At 70.3% G+C, this 18,785-nt stretch carries 17 protein-coding genes; 11 read left to right on the forward strand and 6 right to left on the reverse strand.

What is annotated here, in order from left to right:
• Positions 1-150: 150 nt before the first annotated feature.
• Positions 151-1,320 carry an L-rhamnose isomerase gene (gene rhaI, locus RB628_RS06185; RefSeq protein WP_318319264.1) on the reverse strand — a complete coding sequence of 390 codons (1,170 nt, stop codon included), beginning with the start codon at positions 1,318-1,320 and terminating at the stop codon, positions 151-153.
• Positions 1,321-1,608: 288 nt separating this feature from the next.
• Between rhaI and RB628_RS06190 the strand changes: the two genes are divergently transcribed.
• The 8 genes from RB628_RS06190 to RB628_RS06225 all read left to right on the forward strand — a co-directional run bounded on the left by RB628_RS06190 (position 1,609) and on the right by RB628_RS06225 (position 10,658).
• Positions 1,609-3,126 carry a sugar ABC transporter ATP-binding protein gene (locus RB628_RS06190; RefSeq protein WP_318319265.1) on the forward strand — a complete coding sequence of 506 codons (1,518 nt, stop codon included), beginning with the start codon at positions 1,609-1,611 and terminating at the stop codon, positions 3,124-3,126.
• The gene (locus tag RB628_RS06195; RefSeq protein ID WP_318319266.1) at positions 3,123-4,163 is read left to right on the forward strand and encodes an ABC transporter permease; all 1,041 of its coding nucleotides are present in this window, start codon (positions 3,123-3,125) and stop codon (positions 4,161-4,163) included. The genes RB628_RS06190 and RB628_RS06195 overlap by 4 nt, the downstream gene beginning before the upstream one ends.
• Positions 4,156-5,172 (forward strand): ABC transporter permease, encoded by a 1,017-nt coding sequence (locus RB628_RS06200; protein WP_318319267.1) that lies wholly within the window; start codon positions 4,156-4,158, stop codon positions 5,170-5,172. Before RB628_RS06195 ends, RB628_RS06200 begins: the two co-directional genes overlap by 8 nt.
• A 36-nt stretch (positions 5,173-5,208) precedes the next feature.
• Positions 5,209-6,291: a rhamnose ABC transporter substrate-binding protein gene (gene rhaS / locus RB628_RS06205; RefSeq protein WP_318319268.1), complete on the forward strand. Its 1,083-nt coding sequence runs from the start codon at positions 5,209-5,211 to the stop codon at positions 6,289-6,291.
• A 16-nt stretch (positions 6,292-6,307) separates the two neighbouring features.
• Positions 6,308-6,628 (forward strand): L-rhamnose mutarotase, encoded by a 321-nt coding sequence (locus tag RB628_RS06210; RefSeq protein ID WP_318319269.1) that lies wholly within the window; start codon positions 6,308-6,310, stop codon positions 6,626-6,628.
• A gap of 60 nt (positions 6,629-6,688) precedes the next feature.
• Positions 6,689-8,119: a BNR repeat-containing protein gene (locus tag RB628_RS06215; protein ID WP_318319270.1), complete on the forward strand. Its 1,431-nt coding sequence runs from the start codon at positions 6,689-6,691 to the stop codon at positions 8,117-8,119.
• A gap of 91 nt (positions 8,120-8,210) precedes the next feature.
• A complete protein-coding gene (locus tag RB628_RS06220; protein WP_318319271.1) occupies positions 8,211-9,242 on the forward strand; it encodes a LacI family DNA-binding transcriptional regulator in 1,032 nt (343 codons plus the stop codon).
• A gap of 111 nt (positions 9,243-9,353) precedes the next feature.
• Positions 9,354-10,658: an alpha/beta fold hydrolase gene (locus RB628_RS06225; RefSeq protein ID WP_318319272.1), complete on the forward strand. Its 1,305-nt coding sequence runs from the start codon at positions 9,354-9,356 to the stop codon at positions 10,656-10,658.
• Positions 10,659-10,672: 14 nt separating this feature from the next.
• On the opposite strand, the gene RB628_RS06230 is transcribed toward RB628_RS06225, so the two are convergent.
• On the reverse strand, positions 10,673-10,873 hold the full coding sequence (locus RB628_RS06230) for a DUF5999 family protein (protein ID WP_318319273.1): 201 nt from the start codon (positions 10,871-10,873) through the stop codon (positions 10,673-10,675).
• Positions 10,874-10,978: 105 nt separating this feature from the next.
• The gene (locus RB628_RS06235; RefSeq protein ID WP_318319274.1) at positions 10,979-12,454 is read right to left on the reverse strand and encodes a cytochrome P450; all 1,476 of its coding nucleotides are present in this window, start codon (positions 12,452-12,454) and stop codon (positions 10,979-10,981) included.
• A gap of 107 nt (positions 12,455-12,561) precedes the next feature.
• Here RB628_RS06235 and RB628_RS06240 point away from each other — a divergent pair, with 107 nt between their 5' ends.
• Complete coding sequence (locus RB628_RS06240; RefSeq protein WP_318319275.1) at positions 12,562-13,170, forward strand: TetR/AcrR family transcriptional regulator; 609 nt, start codon at positions 12,562-12,564, stop codon at positions 13,168-13,170.
• A gap of 112 nt (positions 13,171-13,282) precedes the next feature.
• Positions 13,283-14,008, forward strand: coding sequence for a DUF2470 domain-containing protein (locus RB628_RS06245; RefSeq protein WP_318319276.1), 726 nt, complete (start codon positions 13,283-13,285; stop codon positions 14,006-14,008).
• On the opposite strand, the gene RB628_RS06250 is transcribed toward RB628_RS06245, so the two are convergent.
• The 3 genes from RB628_RS06250 to RB628_RS06260 all read right to left on the reverse strand — a co-directional run bounded on the left by RB628_RS06250 (position 13,976) and on the right by RB628_RS06260 (position 17,664).
• Positions 13,976-15,211, reverse strand: a complete 1,236-nt coding sequence (locus tag RB628_RS06250; RefSeq protein ID WP_318319277.1) for a lactonase family protein — start codon at positions 15,209-15,211, stop codon at positions 13,976-13,978. The two genes, RB628_RS06245 and RB628_RS06250, sit on opposite strands and share 33 nt — an antisense overlap.
• 118 nt (positions 15,212-15,329) lie before the next feature.
• Positions 15,330-16,373 carry a hypothetical protein gene (locus RB628_RS06255; RefSeq protein WP_318319278.1) on the reverse strand — a complete coding sequence of 348 codons (1,044 nt, stop codon included), beginning with the start codon at positions 16,371-16,373 and terminating at the stop codon, positions 15,330-15,332.
• A gap of 43 nt (positions 16,374-16,416) precedes the next feature.
• Positions 16,417-17,664 (reverse strand): FUSC family protein, encoded by a 1,248-nt coding sequence (locus tag RB628_RS06260; protein WP_318319279.1) that lies wholly within the window; start codon positions 17,662-17,664, stop codon positions 16,417-16,419.
• Positions 17,665-17,831: 167 nt separating this feature from the next.
• Here RB628_RS06260 and RB628_RS06265 point away from each other — a divergent pair, with 167 nt between their 5' ends.
• Complete coding sequence (locus RB628_RS06265) at positions 17,832-18,686, forward strand: DUF3626 domain-containing protein (RefSeq protein WP_318319280.1); 855 nt, start codon at positions 17,832-17,834, stop codon at positions 18,684-18,686.
• Positions 18,687-18,785: the final 99 nt, after the last annotated feature.

The following is an 18,785-nucleotide window of genomic DNA, read 5'->3' on the forward strand; positions in this document are numbered from 1 at the left end:
CCTTACGTGACGTTTTCGACGAGGGCGAGAGGGAGCGCCCCCCTAGGGGCGCGGGGCTGTATCGATTTGCGGCTCCGCCGCGTGGGCGCGATCAACCGCAGACAGCCGAACGCCTGCGACCAACCGAACCAGGCAGACGAAACCCAGGACCTACGCGCCCCACCCCGCCTGCGCCCCGCCGACCCGCTCCGCAGCGATCTTCGAGGCCCACCCGGACCGGGCATACGCGGCGATCGGGTCGCCGTCCAACCCCATCTCGCCCCGGACCTCCGCAAGCAAGGGCCGCACATCCGTGTTGTACGCGTCCATCAGCACCGCGTTGGCGGCCAGCACGTCCCCCGACCGCTGAGCAGCGCCCAACGCGTCGGTGTCGACGAGGAGCGCCTTGGCCGTGGCCTCCTGCACGTTCATCACGGACCGGATGATCGCCGGAATCTTCGCCTCGATGTTGTGGCACTGGTCCAGCATGAACGCGACCTCGGGCACGAACCCGCCGCCCCGGATCACCTCGTACATGATCCGGAACAGCTGGAACGGGTCCGCCGAGCCGACCATCAGGTCGTCGTCCGCGTAGAACCGCGAGTTGAAGTCGAACGCGCCGAGCTTCCCCTCCCGCAGCAGCGTCGCGACGATGAACTCGATGTTGGTGCCGGGGGCGTGGTGCCCGGTGTCGACAACGACCTGCGCCTTCGGCCCGAGCTTGAGGCAGTGCGCGTACGCGGTGCCCCAGTCCGGGACGTCGGTCGTGTAGAAGGCAGGCTCGAAGAACTTGTATTCAAGGAGCATCCGCTGGTCGTCGCCCAGTCGCGCGTACACCGCGGCCAGCGCCTCCGCGAGCCGGTCCTGCCGCTCACGGATGTCGTCCTGGCCGGGATAGTTCGTTCCGTCGGCGAACCAGAGCTTGAGGTCGTTCGACCCGGTGGCGTCCATGATGTCGACGCACTCCAGCAGATGGTCGACGGCCTTGCGCCGCACCACCGCGTCCGGGTGACAGACGCTGCCGAGCCTGTAGTCGTCGTCCTGGAAGGTGTTCGAGTTGATCGCGCCCAGCTTCAGGCCGCGCTCCTCGGCGTACTTGGCCAGGTTCGTGTATCCGTCGGAGCCCTCGACCCTGTCCCACGGAATGTGCAGGGCGACGGTCGGGGCCACCCCGGTGAAGGCGTGGACCTGGGCGGCGTCGTCCAGCTTCTCGAAGGGGTCGCGGGGTACGCCGGGCTGCGCGAACACCTTGAAACGGGTACCCGAATTCCCATACGCCCACGACGGCGTTTCGATGGCCTGGGTCTTGAGAGCGGCCTTCACCGCGCTGAGCTCGGTCACTTCAGGACTCCTGTGACATCGGGTCGGAACGACTGCTGGGAAACAGCACGCTGATCGACGATCTGATGAAACGATTCAGAACGGGAAGCTATGAGCCCCCCGGAGGGGTGTCAAGTCCTCTGACTGATTCGGCCCGCCGTGACTTGCCTGTGACCTTCAATTATCGAAAGAATTTCGACACGGACCCATTGACGTGACATGGCTGCCATGTCTAACGTCCCGGCAATCCCGTTGAAACCTTTCACGACGCCGTGAGGCCAGTCCCACAGGCGTCGTCGAGGAGCCCTCATGACCCACCCGTCCGACCCGGGGCCGGCCCCTGTGCTGGCGCTCAAGGACATCTCGAAGTCCTTCGGTGCGGTGCGCGCCCTGCGGGACGTCTCCATGGAGCTGTTTCCCGGCGAAGTGCACGCACTCGCCGGTGAGAACGGCGCCGGCAAGTCGACCCTCATCAAGACGCTCGCCGGGGTGCACCGACCCGACGCCGGCCAGGTGCTGCTCGACGGCGCGCCCGTCGTCTTCCACGGCCCAGGCGACGCCCGCGACGCGGGTATCGCCGTGATCTACCAGGAGCCCACGCTCTTTCCGGATCTGTCGATCGCCGAGAACATCTTCATGGGCCGCCAGCCCCGGCGCGTCCTCGGCCGGATCGACCACAAGGCCACCCACGCGGCGACCGCCGCCCTGATGCAGCGCCTAGGCGTCGAACTCGACCCCGACCGCCCCGCGCGCGGCCTGTCCATCGCGGACCAGCAGATCGTCGAGATCGCCAAGGCGCTCTCCTTCGACGCCCGCGTCCTGATCATGGACGAGCCGACCGCGGCCCTCACCGGCAGCGAGGTGGCCCGCCTCTTCGGCGTCGTGCGCACCCTGCGCGAACAGGGCGCGGCCGTGCTGTTCATCTCGCACCGGCTGGAGGAGATCTTCCAGATCTGCCGGCGGGTGACGACCCTGCGCGACGGCGCCTGGATCGCCAGCGAGCCGATCGACGGCATGACCGAGGACGATCTCGTACGGCGCATGGTCGGCCGCGATCTCGAAGAGCTCTACCCGAAGCAGGACGTGCAGGCCGGCGAGGTCGCGCTCAGCGTCCGCAGACTGACCCGCGAGGGCGTCTTCACCGACGTCTCCTTCGAGGTGCGGCACGGCGAGATCGTCGGCCTCGCCGGACTCGTCGGCGCCGGCCGCACCGAGGTGGCCCGGGCCGTCTTCGGCATCGACCGCTGGGACGCCGGCGAGGTCGAGGTGGACGGCACGGTCCTCACGAACGGGGCGCCCTCCACCGCCATGGCCGCCGGGCTCGCCCTCGTCCCCGAGGACCGGCGCGCCCAGGGCCTGGTGATGGACATGTCCATCGAGCGGAACATCGGCCTCACCGGCCTGCGCACGACCGTCAGGGCCGGCCTCATGGACCGGGGCGCCGAGCGCAGCCGTTCCCTCGACTGGGCCGTCAAGCTCCAGGTGAAGTACGCCCGCATCGCCGACACCGTCAACACGCTGTCCGGCGGCAACCAGCAGAAGGTCGTCCTGGCCAAGTGGCTCGCCACCGGCCCCAGGGTGCTGATCGTCGACGAGCCCACCCGGGGCATCGACGTCGGTACGAAGGCCGAGGTGCACCGCCTGCTCAGTCAGTTGGCCGCCGACGGGGTGGCCGTTCTGATGATCTCCTCCGACCTGCCCGAGATCCTCGGTATGGCGGACCGCGTGCTCGTGATGCACGAGGGCCGCCTCACCGCCGAGATCCCGCGCTCCGAAGCAACCGAGGAAACGGTGATGGCCGCAGCCACCGGGAGGGCCGCCGCATGACGGTGACCGCTCCCAACCCCGCCCCCGCGGCCGAGGTGCCCAAGTCCAGCGGCACCCGGCTGGTGGACCGCGTGTTCAAGATGCGCGAACTCGCCATCCTGCTCGTCTTCCTGGTGATGATCGGCATCACCCAGGCCGGCAACAGCGAGTTCCTGTCCGAACAGGGCATCAAGGACCTGCTGCTGAACGCGACGATCCTGGTCCTGGTCGCCACCGGCCAGTCGCTGGTGGTCATCAGCCGCAACGTCGACCTGTCGGTCGGCTCCACGCTCGGCATCAGCGCCTTCGGCGCCGGCGTCTACCTCCAGGACGGCGGGAACCCCGTCGTGGCCGTCGTCCTGGCCGTCCTCCTCGGTATCGGCTTCGGCCTCCTCAACGGGCTGCTCGTCAGCTTCGGACAGGTACCCGCCCTCGTCGTCACCCTCGGCACGCTCTACATCATCCGCGGCATCGACTCCATCTGGGTCGGTTCCCGGCAGATCACGGCGGCCGACCTCCCGGACGGATTCGTCGACTTCGGCTCCGGCGGAATCACGGCGGTGCCGTATCTCGCGCTGATCGCGCTCGCCGTACTCATCGCCACCGCCTACTACCTCAGGCACTTCGGCAGCGGCCGTGAGCTGTACGCGCTCGGCTCCAACCCCGAGGCCGCCCGGCTCGCCGGCATCCCCGTGCGCAAGCGGATCCTCGCCGCGTACACCTTCTGCGGCGCCCTCGCCGGACTCGCCGGCGCGCTCTACCTCGCCCGGTTCGGCAACGTCGACTCCAGCACGGGCAGCGGCTACGAACTGACCGTCGTCAGCGCGGTCGTGGTCGGCGGTGTGGTCTTCACCGGAGGCTCCGGCAGCGTCTACGGGGCCGCGCTCGGCGCACTGCTGCTGACCTCCATCAACAGCGTGCTGCCCGCCCTCGGCGTCAGTTCGGTGTGGGTCATGGCCATCAACGGCACCCTGCTCATCCTCGCCATCGCGGTCGACCGGATCGTCGCCCTGCGCGTGGCGTCCGCACTGAAGAAGAGGAACGCCCGCCATGGCTGACTCGTCGCTCGCGCGCGCCATCCGCTGGGATACGGTCGTCGGCGCCCTCCTCGTCGTCGTCCTGCTGCTGTCCTTCGGGTTCGTGGACGGGTTCGGCAACGGGCTCAACCTGTCCTTCCTGATCGGCAACACCCTCCCGATCGCGCTCGTCGCGCTGCCCATGACCCTCCTCGTCGTCTCCGGCGAGATCGATCTGTCGGTCGCCTCCACCGCCGGCCTCTCCGGCGCGGTGATGGGCGCCCTGTGGAACCAGGGCCTGACGATCGAGGTGATCATCCCGATCTGTCTGCTCCTCGGAGTGGTCTGCGGGCTGATCAACGGCCTGCTCGTCACCCGGCTCGGGCTGCCCTCCCTCGCCGTCACCATCGGCACCATGGCCGCTTACCGGGGCATCGCACAGATCGTGCTCGGCTCCGACGCGGTGACCGACTTCCCCACCCAGTACCTGGACTTCGCGGCCGGACGCATCGGCGACACCTTCATCCCGTACGCGCTCCTGCCCTTCCTCGTGCTGCTCGCGATCGCCGTGGTCGCACTGCACGCCACCCCGTTCGGCCGCTCGCTGTTCGCGATCGGTGCCAGCGAGGAAGCCGCACGCTTCGCCGGTATCCGGGTCAAGCGGCAGAAGCTGGTCCTGTTCACGGTGACAGGTCTGATGGCCTCCCTCACCGGGATCTTCTGGGCGCTGCACTACGCCAGCGCCCGCTACGACAACGCCACGGGACTCGAACTCTCCGTCGTGGCGGCCGTGTTGCTCGGCGGTATCGACTTCGACGGCGGCAAGGGCACGCTCGGCGGCGCGATCGCGGGGGTCTTCCTCCTCGGCGCACTGCAGAACGTGATGAGCCTCCTGAACGTCTCCGCCCAGTCGCAGATCGTCGTCACCGGCGTTCTGCTCGTCGTCTCCGTGCTCGGCCCCCGGGTCGCACGGCAGATCTCCATCGCGAGGGCGGGGCGCAGAGCCGCCTCGGCACCGGTGTCCACCTCGACACCGGCTCCGACCTCGTAACGCTCCGCTCACCCTCGTAAAAAGAAGGAACCAGTCATGCGCAAGTCATCGATCCGCCGGGCCTCCGCGGCCCTCGCCGCCACCACCTCCCTCGCCCTGGCCCTCACGGCCTGTGGCGGTACCACCAAGAACGACGTCAAGGACGAGGGCGCCTCGGCCGCCGCGACCGGCCAGGCCGACCCCAACGCGGCCACCAAGAAGGGCCTGACCGTCGGCTTCCTGCCCAAGCAGGTCAACAACCCGTACTTCACCTCCGCCGACAAGGGCGGCGAGAAGGCGCTGAAGGCGCTGGGCTCCAACTACAAGGAGGTCGGCCCGAGCAGCGCCACGGACACCTCCGGGCAGGTCTCCTACGTCAACACGCTGACCCAGCAGCAGGTCGACGCGATGGCCGTGTCCGCGCAGGACCCGGGCGCCCTGTGCACCGCGCTCAAGCAGGCCATGAAGAACGACATCAAGGTCGTCACGTACGACTCGGACACCAAGGCCGACTGCCGCAACGCCTTCGTCTCGCAGGCCAGCGCCGAGGACCTGGGCCGTACCGAGGTGCAGCTGCTCGCCGAGCAGATCGGCTACAAGGGCGAGATCGCGATCCTGTCCGCCGCGCAGACCGCGACGAACCAGAACATCTGGATCGACTTCATGAAGGAGGAGCTGAAGGACCCGAAGTACAAGGACATGAAGCTCGTCAAGGTCGCGTACGGCAACGACGACGCCCAGCAGTCATTCCAGCAGACCCAGGGTCTCCTCCAGGAGTACCCGAACCTGAAGGGGATCATCTCCCCGACCACCGTCGGCATCAAGGCCGCCGCCCAGTACCTGTCCGGCTCGAAGTACAAGGGCAAGGTCAAGCTGACCGGTCTCGGCACCCCCAACGACATGCGCAAGTACGTCAAGAACGGCACCGTCGAGGGCTTCGAGCTGTGGGACCCGGCGAAGCTCGGCGAGCTGGCCGCCTACACCGCCGTCGCGCTGGTGTCGGGGCAGATCACCGGCAAGGAGGGCGAGACCTTCAAGGCCGGCGACATGGGCGAGTACACGATCGGCAAGGACGGCGTGATCAGCCTCGGAAAGCCGACCGTGTTCACCAAGGACAACATCGACCAGTTCAACTTCTGATTCCCGGGGGCTGTTGATGCAACGTGTGTGCTTTCTGCTGAAGGTCCGGGCGGACCGCCTCGACGAGTACCGCGAGCGGCACGCCGCCGTGTGGCCCGAGATGCTCGACGCACTCTCGGCCACCGGCTGGCACAACTACTCGCTCTTCCTGCGCGAAGACGGCCTGCTGGTCGGCTACTTGGAGACCGAGGATTTCGCCGCCGCCCAGGCCGGCATGGAAGCCACCGAGATCAACGCCCGTTGGCAGGCGGAGATGGCGCCGTTCTTCGAATCGCTGGACGGCGCCCGACCCGACGAGGCCATGAAGCCCCTCACCGAGGTGTTCCACCTCGCCTGACCACCCCTGTTTCTCCATACCCCGCCCCTCTCACCTCGCAAGACAACGGAGTCCCCCGAGATGAAAAGACGTACGCTGCTCGGCGCCGCCCTCGCCGGCGCCGTGGTGACCCCCGTCCTCGGCGCTGCCACCGCCCGTGCCGCCGACCCCGGCCCTTCGGTCACCCTGACCGGCACCACCACGCTCGACACCCAGGCCATCTTCTTCGTGTCGTACAACGGACTGGTCAACAACAACGCGTTCCAGAAGAACGCGATGCTGACCTACAAGGGCTACCAGTACGCCGTCTGGTACACCGCCGACCGCAACGCTGTCGTCGCCCGCCGCTTGTTCGGTTCGAACACGTGGTCCACCGTCCAGGTCGGCCACACCCTCCGGTACAACGACTCCCACAATGTCATCTCCATGGGCATCTCCAAGGTCGACGGCCGGCTGCACCTCAACATGGACTCCCACAGCGACGGCTTCACCTACGTCAAGTCGGTGGCCGGCCTCATGGACAACCCCGGCGGACTGAGCTGGACCACGAGCCGGTTCGGCGCTCCCCAGTCCACCCTCGACGGCCTCGCCCTCACCTCGCAGTTCACCTACCCGCAGTTCGTCTCGACGCCCGAGGGCAAGCTCCAGCTGAGCTACCGCGTGGCCATCTCCGGCAACGGCCGCAACGCCATCGCCGAGTACGACGGCACGTCCTGGACGAACCTCGGCGAGTGGACCAGCTCCACCGGCACCTACACCAGCGAGCACGGCTCCAGCACGGCCCGCAACATGTACCTGCACGGCATCGACTACGACAAGAACGGCCGCCTGCACTCCTTCTTCACCTGGCGCGAGCAGAACGGCGCGGTGATGTGCAACAGTGGCGGCATCACCAACCACGACACCGGCTACGTCTATTCGGACGACCGCGGCCGCACCTGGCGCAACAACGCGGGCACCCTCGTCGGCACCACCGGCAGCTCCGACAGGGTCGCCGTCACCGACAGCGGGCTGGTGATCGACTCACTGAACCCGGACCACTCCCTGATGAACCAGGAGAGCCAGTGGACCGACTCGGCGGGCCGCCCCCACGCGATCATCAGCTACATCCCCGGCCGTTTCGGGCAGTGCACGACGAACTACGTCACCGACCGCACCAACAACGGCCGTGCCTTCCACGTCCGTAAGAACGCCTCCGGCGCCTGGCAGAAGACCGAGATACCGGTGCCGCTGAACTCCAGCCAGCGCACCAAGCTGTTCCTCGACAAGTACGACAACGCCTACGCGATCTTCCCCTTCCTCCGGATCGCCGGCGCCTCCGCGGCCTCGGGGTACACCGACTGGACGATGCTGTACGACGGTGTCGGAGCCGGGCTGAACGCCTTCGGTGAGGTCGTGTTCGACGAGTCGCGGATCGGTCAGGACCACTTCCTGTCGGTCATGTACCAGGAGAAGTCCAGCGGTACGACGCCCTCGGCGCTCCGCTCCCTGAACTTCAGCCTGCCCGCGTGACCGGAATGATCAGCGGATTATTCAGGGCCGGGCAGGCCGCTAATGTAAAGGCCTGCCCGCCACCCCTCGCTTCCCTGGAGGTCCCCGCCTGATGGCCCAGCCGGTGGGTATCAAGGACGTTGCCCGCGCCGCCGGAGTCTCCGTCGGTACGGTCTCGAACGTCATCAACCGCCCGGACTCGGTCGCCACCGAGACCCGCGCCCGAGTGCTGTCCGCGATAGACCGCCTCGGCTACGTCCGCAGCGAGTCGGCCCGTCAGCTGCGTGCCGGACGCAGCCGCATCATGGGCCTGCTCGTTCTCGACATGGGCAACCCCTTCTTCGTGGACGTGGCGCGCGGTGCCGAGCGGGCCGCGCGTGACGCCGGGCTCGGGGTGATGGTCTGCAACAGCGCCCAGAGCGCGGGGGAGGAGGCCGACTACCTGTCGCTCTTCGCCGAGCAGCGGGTGCGGGGAGTACTGCTCACCCCGGCCGACGCGTCCGGCCGCAACATCGAGGCGTTCCGCCGTCACGGCATCCCGTTCGTCCTGGTCGACCGGGTCGCCGAGGGCACCACCGAGTGCTCGGTCTCCGTGGACGACGTCGCGGGCGGCGCCCTGGCCGTACGCCATCTCATCGACGCCGGCCACCGCTCCATCGCGTATGTCAGCGGACCGCCCGGCTTCAACCAGGTGCGCGACCGCCGCACGGGCGCCCTGAACGCGCTCGCCGAGGCCGGCCTCAGCCCCTCGGCCCTGCGCGAGCTGCCCACCGAGCGCCTCGACGTCGCCGCGGGCCGGGACGCGGGCGCGCGTCTCCTGGGTCTCTCCGACCGTCCGACCGCCGTCTTCTGTGCCAACGACCTGCTCGCCCTGGGCGTTCTGCAGGCCATGTACGCGGCCGGTGTCAGCGTCCCGGACGACCTCGCGATCGTCGGCTACGACGACATCGAGTTCGCCGCCGCCGCGGCCGTCCCGCTGACCTCCGTCCGCCAGCCCGCCGTGACCATGGGTGCCCTGGCCGCGGAACTCCTCCTGGAGGAGACCGAGACGGAGGCGGAGTCCGGGGCGAGACGCCACTCGCACCGCAGGGTCGTGCTCCAGCCGGAGCTGGTGGTCCGGCGCTCCAGCCTGTCGGCCCGCTGATCCGGGATTCAGTAAGGAATTCCGCACGTCGTCATGATCCCGGGGCTCGGCAGCGCCCCGGACATGTGCTCAACTGGGGCGGCCCGCAATCCAACCGTCCCGGGAGCCCCGTTGACCGTCAGCTACCGTCAGCCCGGAGTCGTCCTCACCGACCGCCGCTTCACGGTGCCTCTGGACCATGACGACCCCGGGGGCGAGACCATCGAGCTGTACGCCCGCGAGGTCGTCGCCGGCGACAGGGCGGACCGGGACGACCTGCCGTGGCTGCTCTATCTCCAGGGCGGTCCGGGCTTCGGGGCGAATCGTTTCGTCGGCCAGGGGGCCTGGCTCGGCCGTGCCCTGGAGGAGTTCCGTGTCCTTCTTCTCGACCAGCGCGGCACCGGCGCCTCCACCCCCGCCAACCGTCAGACGCTCCCGTTGCGCGGCGGGCCCGCCGAACAGGCCGCCCATCTCACCCGCTTCCGCGCGGACTCGATCGTCCGGGACTGCGAGGCGATACGTCCCTCGGTCACCGGCGGCGCCCCCTGGACGGTCCTCGGGCAGAGCTTCGGCGGCTTCTGCGCGGTGAACTATCTGTCCACGGCCCCCGAGGGCCTGGCCGCCGCCCTGATCACCGGTGGCCTCCCCTCTCTCGACGGGCACGCGGACGACGTCTACCGGGCCGCCTATCCCCGTATCGAACGCAAGGTCACCGCGCACTACGCGCGTTACCCCCAGGACGTCGAACGGGCCCGGCGGATCGCCGAGTACGTGAGCGGACACGAGCCGGTCCTGCCGAACGGCTACCGTCTGACCGCCGAGGCCTTCCAGTCCCTCGGCATCATCCTCGGCGGCGGCGAGGGCAGCCACCGGCTGCACTATCTCCTGGAGGACGCCTTCGTCCCCGCCCCCGGGGGCACAACCCTGTCCGACGCCTTCCTGGAGGAGGCCCAGGGCCTCCTGTCGTACGCCGCCCACCCGCTGTACGCCCTCGTCCACGAGGCCGTCTACGGTCAGGACACCCGCCCCACCGACTGGTCCGCCGAGCGGGTGCGCGCCGAGTTCCCGCAGTTCGACGCGGGCAAGTCCCTCGCGGGCGACGGCCCGTTGCTGTTCACCGGCGAGTCGGTCCACCCCTGGATGTTCGACGTCGACCCGGCCCTGCTTCCGCTGCGCGAAACGGCCGAACTCCTCGCCGCCCACACGGGCTGGCCGCCCCTGTACGACCGCGCCCGCCTCGCCGTCAACGAGGTCCCGGTCGCCGCGGCCGTCTACCACGACGACATGTACGTCGACACGGGCCACGCGCTGGAGACCGCGCGGGCGATCCGCGGGCTGCGGACCTGGGTGACGGACGAGTTCGAGCACGACGGAGTGCGGGCGGGCGGACCCCGGGTGCTCGACCGGCTGCTGGCCCTGACCCGCGACGAGGTGTGACGGCAACCGCCGGCTCAGGCGGCGACGGCCAGTGTGCCGCCGCCGCGCTGCGGGCCCACGGCCCGTCCGTCCGGCAGGAGTTCGCCCGTGTCGTCGAAGACGATCGTTCCGTTGCAGAGCAGATTCCAGCCCTGCTCGGGATGGGCCACGACGATGACTGCGGCGTCGTGGTCCGGGCTGTCGACGGCCGGGCACGGAGGCTGATGGGTGCACATGGTCTCTCCCGCGTCTCAAGGGTCTGACTCTGTATTAGCGGAGGTTCTTTTCCTCCGTATGTGGAGACCCCGACACGCCGGAAAATTCAGCTGTGAGGTGCCGGTTCACACAGCCGCCAACTCCGCGCCCGGGGACCGGCGTTCGAGGTGCAGCCGCAGCCCCTCCGGCATCACCGTCAGCCGTTCCGCCACCCGCAGCCGGTAGTTGGGGTCGGGCTTCAGGTCGTAGCGGCGCAGCAGCAGGCCGAGGACGAGGGTGGCCTCGTGCAGGGCGAACTGGCGCCCGATGCACGCCCGGGCCCCGGTGCCCCAGGGCTTGAACGCGTGGGCGGGGCGGGCGCGCACGGCCGCCGCGTCGAAACGGTCCGGGTCGAAACGGCCGGCGTCGGCGCCCCAGACGGCCGGGTCGCGGTGCAGCAGCGGAGCGAGAACGAGCGTCCAGGCGCCCTCGCGCATAGGATGCTCGCCGCCGAGCACCGTGTCGTGGCGGGCCTCGCGGGCGAAGCCGGGCGCCGTCGGCCACAGCCGCAGCGCCTCGTCGAGCACCCGGCGCACGTACCGCAGCCTGGCGACCTGGTCGTAGCCGGGGACGGCCGCCCCGCCCCAGACGCGGTCCACCTCGGCGCGGGCGCGGGCGGCGATCTCCGGGTGCCGGGAGAGATAGTGCAGGGCGAAGGAGAGCGCGCCGGACGTCGTCTCGTGGCCCGCGATGAGGAAGGTGAGGACCTGTCGCCGCACGTTCTCCGGCGCGAGGCGTTCGCCGGTCTCCGGGTGGGCGGTGTCGAGCATGCGGTCGAGCAGATCGCCGTTGCCGCCGCCCTTGCCGCCGGATGCCCGGCGGGCCCGTACGAGCTCGTCGACCGTCCGGTTCAGGTACGCCATGGACGTCTCGTTGCGCCGCGTGGCCCGGCGCAGCAGCAGCGGGGCGAGCGGCGCGGGGACGACGTTCAGATACTGCGCGTGGTTCAGGGCGCCCACCATCGCCGTCACGAAGGGGTGCGGACGGTCCCGTTCGAAGGAGCCGAAGTCGTGTCCGAAGCCGGTGCGCGCGATCGTCTCCAGGGTCAGCTTCGTCATGTCGCCGGGTACGTCCACCGCCCGGCCCGCTGTCAGTTCCCGGTCCCAGTGGTCCGTGAGCCGCTCGGCCACGGCCAGCATCATCGGGTGGTAACCGGCCATCGCCTCGCGGCTGAATCCGGGGGCGAGGACGTCGTGCGCCAGCTGCCAGCTGGGTTCGTGGTTGTACGCCGTGAACAGTCCGTCCCCCGCGATCGGGCGCAGGTTGGCCACCCCGAGGCCCACGTGCTTGGCGAAGCGTGTCTCGTCCGCCAGATCGGCGGTGAGTTCCGCGCCCCACACGAACACGATCTCCTTGCCGAACGCCTTGCGCCGGAAGATCGGCCCCAGGCGCAGCCCGAGGCGCATCGAGTCCTGGAGGGGAGTGCGCGGACTCGCGCCGACGAGGTCGCCCAGCCACGGCAGCCTGCGCGACGGGCACGGAACGCGGCGCAGCTCCGGCCAGTCCAGCTCGGCACTGCGGAATCCCCTGGACGGAGCGGCCCCGGTCGCCGTCTCGGTCATGACGCCATCTCCCTTGGTCCAGTGGCGTGTTGAGCCTGTTGTACGTGGGTTCAATAACGGGGTCAGTCTGATCCCGCTGTTGAACCGACGTCAAGTAAAGTGCGGGCATGGCCGCGAAAGAGGGTGTGCGCACGCGTCGCCGGCTCAGCACCGTGGAGCGCCGTGAGCAGCTTCTGGCGGTCGGGGCGCGGCTGTTCTCGGAGAGCCCGTACGACGACGTGTGGATCGAGCAGGTCGCCGAGATCGCCGGTGTCTCGCGCGGGCTGCTCTACCACTACTTCCCGGCCAAACGGGACTTCTTCGCGGCGGTCGTGGAGCGCGAGAGCGAGCGCATGCTGCGGATGACGGCCGCTGTGCCGGGCGTTCCCGTACGCGAGCAACTGGATACGAACCTCGACGCCTTTCTGGCGTACGTCGAGGAGCACGCGCACGGCTATCGCGCCTTCCATCGTGCCGACGCCTCCGGAGACCAGGCCGTACGGAAGGTCTATCAGCGGGCGCTGGCCGCGCAGGAGCGGCAGATCCTCGCAGCCCTCGCGGCCGACCCGGAGTTCGGGCGGCTGCCGGCGGAGCGGCCCGACCTGCGGCTCGCCGTCCGGGGCTGGCTGGCCTTCACGACCGCCGTGTGCCTGGAGTGGCTGCGCGGCACGGACCTTTCCCGGGAGCAGGTACGGGATCTCTGCGCGCGGGCGCTGCTCGGAACACTCGCCGTCTGAGGGGGGTCGGCCTCCGGCGCGACTGCTGGGAATCGCACAGGATCGCTGGAGATGGTTGGCGTACACGCGGATCTTCGATAGGTTAGGCAAGGCTTACCTAAGGAGGTTTGGGATGGGTGACAGTCCGACCTGGACGGCCGCGCCCGCCGCGGCGGAACGGGCGCGTTCCGTGCTCGCGGCCGCATGGTCCTGCGCGGTGACCGCGGACGGCGGGCGCGAGGAGTTCGTCGGCGCGCACACCGTCGGCGAGGACGGCCGGGTGATCCTGGACGTGCCGGAGGACAGTACGCTGCTCGCCGCCGCCGTCTGCGCCCCGCGCGGCGAGCCGTCGGCCGTGCTGGAGTTCGCCGACGTCTCGCCCGTCCCCGTACGCAACCGGATCCGCGCCCGGCTGTGGATGGCCGGCTGGTTCTCCGTCGAGGGCGAGCGGCTCGCGTTCCGTCCGACGCGGGTGGTCCTGCGCCAGACGTCCGGTGCCACCGTGGTCGACCTCGACGAGTTCGCCGCCGCCGCACCCGACCCGCTGGCCACGGCCGAGGCCGGGCTGCTGACCCACCTCGCCGACTGCCACGGCGACGCAGTCGAGCGCCTCACCCGCCTGGTCGAGCCGGACAGTCTGCACGGCGCCGTCAAGGTCCAGCCGCTCGCCGTCGACCGGCACGGACTCACCCTGCGCATCGAGCGTGCCCGCGCCCACGGCGACGTACGTCTGTCGTTCCACCAGCCCGCCGACACCGTCGCGCAGCTCACCGAGCGCATGCACGTCCTGCTCACCCAGGCCAGCGCGGCCTCCTGCCCCCGCGCGCTACAGCGGCAGCGCACAGACGACGACGGGTGACGCGAACGGCTCGCCCGTGAGCCGCAGTTCACCGCTCGCCCGGTCGACGCGGAAGACGCTGACCGTGCTCGACCGCTGGTTCGCCGCGAACAGCAGGGTCCCGCACGGCGCGAGAGTGATGTGGCGGGGGAAGTCGCCCCCGACCGGCACCGTGTCGAGGAGCCGGAGACGTGCGCCGTCCGCCTCCACGGCGTACCGCGTCAGGCTGTTGTGGCCGCGGTTCGCCAGGTACGCGAACCGCCCGTCCCCGGTCACCACGAGCTGGGCCGGGTAACTCGTGCCCGTACCCGTCCCTGTGGACTGCGCCTCCCCGATGGCCAGGCGCCCGGTGGCGGGGGAGTAGGCGCACACCGCGACCGTGTTGTCGACCTCGTTGGCGAGATACGCGTACCGGCCGCCGGGGTGGAAGGTGAGATGGCGCGGACCCGCGCCCGGCCGGGTCTGGGCGCGCGAGACCTCCGTGAGCGTGCCGCGCGAGACGTCCAGGCGGTAGGTGTGGACCGTGTCCGTGCCCAGGTCGACCGCGAGGACATGACCGCCGTCGGGGCTGGTGACGAACTGGTGCGCGTGCGGGCCCTGTTGACCCGGACCGCGCGCCGGACTCGAGTGTGTGACCAGATCGGTGCGCTCGCCCGGCGCGCCCGAGGCGTCGATGGGGTGCACCGCCACGCTGCCGGAGCCGTAGTTGGCGCTGAGCAGCCACCGTCCGCCCGGATGCACGGACAGATGACACGGCCCCGCGCCGCCGGTGCTCCGAGTGCCCAGCAACTGGTGCCGCCCGCCCTCGTCACCGAGCCGGATCGCGGTCACGCCGCCGTCCTGGCGCTCGTTAGCCGCGTACAGGGTGCGGCCGTCCGGGTGCGCCGCCAGGTAGGACGGGTCGCCCACGCCCGTGAGGGTGCCGGTGCCGGTGACGCGGCCCGAGACCGGGTCGTAGGTGGCCAGACCGATGCCGGTGCCGCCGTCCTCGACGGAGGTGTAGGTGCCGAGGAAGAGGGGCCGGGGAGCGGCTGGTCGAGGGGCTGCCGGTTCGGGCGACTCCGGTTCGGGTGATTCCGGTGCGGCGCCAGGCTCTGCCGGGACCGCCGCCATCGCCTTAGCCGGGACGGACGCCGTCGCGGCGGTGCCCGTCGCCGGACCCACGAACCGGTGCCTGCTCCAGCCGGTGCGCGCGCCCCGCGCCGGTTCCGTGCCACCGCTCATGTCTGCACTCCGGGTCTCGGTCGCCTCAGCCGTCATCGGTCGTCACGGCAACTCTGGCGTGGACCGCCCGTCATTTGCAAGAGAAGCAATGCGCGTTGCGCATGCTGCAGTAGAAGGGTTACCAGTCGCCGTCCTCAACCGGCTTCCCCGTCAGCGGCTTCACCTGGCCGGGCGACGGCGCCTGCCAGGGCTCGTGGTCGTCGCCGAGCCAGTCGCCGACCGGCTGCACTGCCGTCAGGGGGTCCGTGGGAGCGAGGTCCTCGGCGTCCTGGTCGAAGTAGTCGAACCAGGGCAGGCCGGCCCGCGTGTAGGCCGCGCGGTCCACGGGCGACGGAGGCGGCGCCTCGCCGGTGATACGGCGCCACTCGGGCGGCGTCACCAGATGCACGAACACGCGTCCGGCGGGGCGCTCGGCCCATGCGGTGAGCGGCCGGTCGTCCCGGTAGACCTCCTGGCGCATGGCCCCGCCGACACCCAGACCCATCGCCGCCCCCGACCGCTGCGGCCCCGCCGCGCCGGCGGGCGCCGACGGGCCGGGCATCGCCATGGGCGCCATGGGTACGGCGCCGCCGTAACCCCCGACCTGAGCGCTCGCCGCCCGCGCCCGCTCCGCCCGCCGGTGCTCCTCCTCCCGCCACTTCGCCAGTTCGGCGTCGGTCAGCGGGAACGACTGGAGCTGTACGCCGCCCCACACCTCCTCGCCGGTGACCTGGCCCTCGACGGTCGCGCCCAGCCCCAGCGGCACCGCCACGAACTGGCGGACCGTGCCCTTGCCGGAGTTGATACCGTCCAGCCAGGGCTGGCGCGGCAGCACCACGTAGTTCTGCGGCTTCCCCGACAGCCGGTCACTCCACGGCTCGCCGGACACCGCGCACACCTTGCCCACGCCCACCTGCAGCGCGGCGGGCTGGGTGGTGCCCCCGAAACTCAGCCACATCGCCTCGCGCAGATACACCGGCAGCAGCACCCCACCGCGCGCCCGCCAGGCCTCCGGCACCGTGTCGGGGTAGTCGGCGACCCGGCGGACCGGGAACTCGCCGAGCCCCGGCGGCAGCGGATGCGTGCCGGTCTCCGGCAGGCGCAAGGTCCGCACGAAGCGTACGGCCACACCGCCCGGCAGCCGCAGCGTGTTTCCGTCGATCCGTACGCCGGAGTCACCCATGCGCAGCCCCCTCGAACTCAGTCGTCCTGTTCATGTGACGTCGTCACATAGAACGACGTGACACCGCCCTGCGGTTCCTGCCGGGCACCCGCACGTACTTCCGCAACCGGGTCACCCAGGGCATCCGCTCCCGTTCCTCCCGGGTGCAGCGGTCCAGCTCCTCCAGAAGCCGCCGGGAGCGGTGCTCGGTGTCCAGCTCGTCGAGGATGCGGTTGACCTCGGTCAGGACGGCGCCGTGCAACTGCCACTCGCCCGCGTCGTGCTGGATCTCCGCGAGGAGCAGCTGGGCCAGCTTGTCGCGGGTGGCCGTCGCGGCCCGGAGCTCGGTGGCGAGCCGGTTCTCCGCCGACTCCGCGCTGACACTGACGTCGGTGGTGACGAGCACCGCGAAACTGACCACGGCGTCGCCGATCTCCGACAGCAGCTGCTCCAGCGCGGCGCCCGTCTCCGGGGCGAACAGCCGCTCCGGCTCCCGTTCCTTGGCCAGGTCGGTGAGGCTGCGGGCGAGGACGCGCAGGACGACCGTGCAGATCTCCAGCGTGTCCAGGCCGGTGCGCAGCACCACCCGGTGCAGCAGGCCCTCGCGGACACGCGGGTTGAGACGCAGACTGTCCTCGGCCTGTTTCAGGGCCGCGTCCACCTCGACGATGTCATGGTCGAGCCGACGAGCCTCGTGCAGCCGGGCGGTCGCGTGGTCCACGGGGGTGCGGCCGGCGGCCTCCTCACCCATGCGCAGCATCAACTGCCGTACCCGGCGCGCCAGATCCTCGATGGACTCACCGGCCGCGTCCACCCAGACCGGGGGAGCGAGCAGCAGGTTGAAGGTGAGCCCGACGACCGCGCCGATCACGGTCTCCAGCACTCGCGCCCAGGCCGTGTCCCCGACCCGGGTGACGCCGAGCACCAGCATCGCACTGATCGCCACCTCGGGCACGAACTCGCTGACCCGCACCAGATGCCCGACCACCAGCGAGGCCAGGATGATCAGCCCCAGGCTCCACCAGGTCAGGCCCACCAGCACACTGAAGCCGATCGCGATGACGACCCCGGCGACCACGGAGTTCACCCGGCGGATACCGGTGGTGATCGTGGCGTAGAGGGTGACCTGGACGACCAGGAGCGCGGTCAGCGGAGCGGTGAGCGGCGCGGCCTCGGGACTGACCCGGAGCGCGACGACGTACGCGATCGTCGCGGCCGCCGCCGACCGCAGCGTCTGGACGACGACGGGATCACGGTGCTTTCCCACCAACCGGACGACGGACGTCGTCCACTCACCAGGTACCACTCGCATGCGCGCACACCTCCTTTCCACAAGCCCACAAGCGGACCGAGCGTACTCACCGAAATCCGGCAGCGTGTGCTGAGGGGAAGAGGTATTCCTCACGTGATCAGGCATGTTTCCCCTGTTGACCCATTCGCTGTTGATCTCCGGAGCCGCCGGGTGATCTCCTGGTCCGTATGGCTGACGACCCCGATTCCCCGCACACGAAGGCTCGCCGCCATGTCGCCGCCCTCTCGGCCGGCCCGCCCGTTCCCCCGGACCTGCGGGTGACCCTGAACTTCCACCCCGACCGGACGGCCCGCGAACTGCCCCTGTTGCGGGCGCTCGCGCAGGACGGTGTCTACCGCTCGCAGTTCGTCACCGGTACCAGCAACGGCGGGCTCACCGCCCGTCCCGGGGGCGACCGCCGGCGCTGGGAGAGCCGGATGTTCGCGGGAGCGTACGACAGCGCGGCCGCCCACCACCGTCCGGTGTACGGCGCCTTGAACTTCCGCCGTCAAGTCGTCGGCGCCGCACCGCGGTTCGGCTCCTCGCACTTCCGGCTGACCGGCGCCGCCCTCGTGCGGGCCACCTTCTGCTACCCGGACAGCGCGGCGGAACCCGCCCACTTCGGGGTCGCCTCCGGTATGTCCCTCGTCGCCCTCGCCGAGGCGGACGAGCAGGACGCGCTCGACGACTACATCGAGGCCCAGGTGCACGGCCCCGTCGCGCTCGCCCAGGACGTCGAGGCACTGGTTCTCGACGCGAGCTATCGCGGCACCCCGGTGGAGGAAGCGGCCCGCGCCCTGCCCGTTCCGCTCGAATGGCACCCCGGATACCGGCTCTCCGTACGGGAGTTGCGCCGCCACGGCGACTACCGTGGACCCGAGTACGTCGAACTCGGCGCCCGGCTCGCAGAGGACGGCCACCTCGACCCACGGATCATCGGCGACGCGGCCCGCACCGGCCGCCACGAACTCCAGGACCTGAAGATGGTGTGGCACTGCCTCGCCCGGTTCGGCGCCCCCGTGGGCGCGGGGACCGCCTGCTGAACCGGTCCGTCCGGTGGCGGGCGGGCCGTGCTCGCGGCGCGTTCCGTACCCTGTTCCGGGGCCGTACGCAGGGCGCGGACGCGGCTGGCTGAGGCAGGG

The organism is Streptomyces sp. ADMS (assembly GCF_033441795.1).
In the GTDB taxonomy this organism is placed as follows: Bacteria; Actinomycetota; Actinomycetes; order Streptomycetales; family Streptomycetaceae; genus Streptomyces.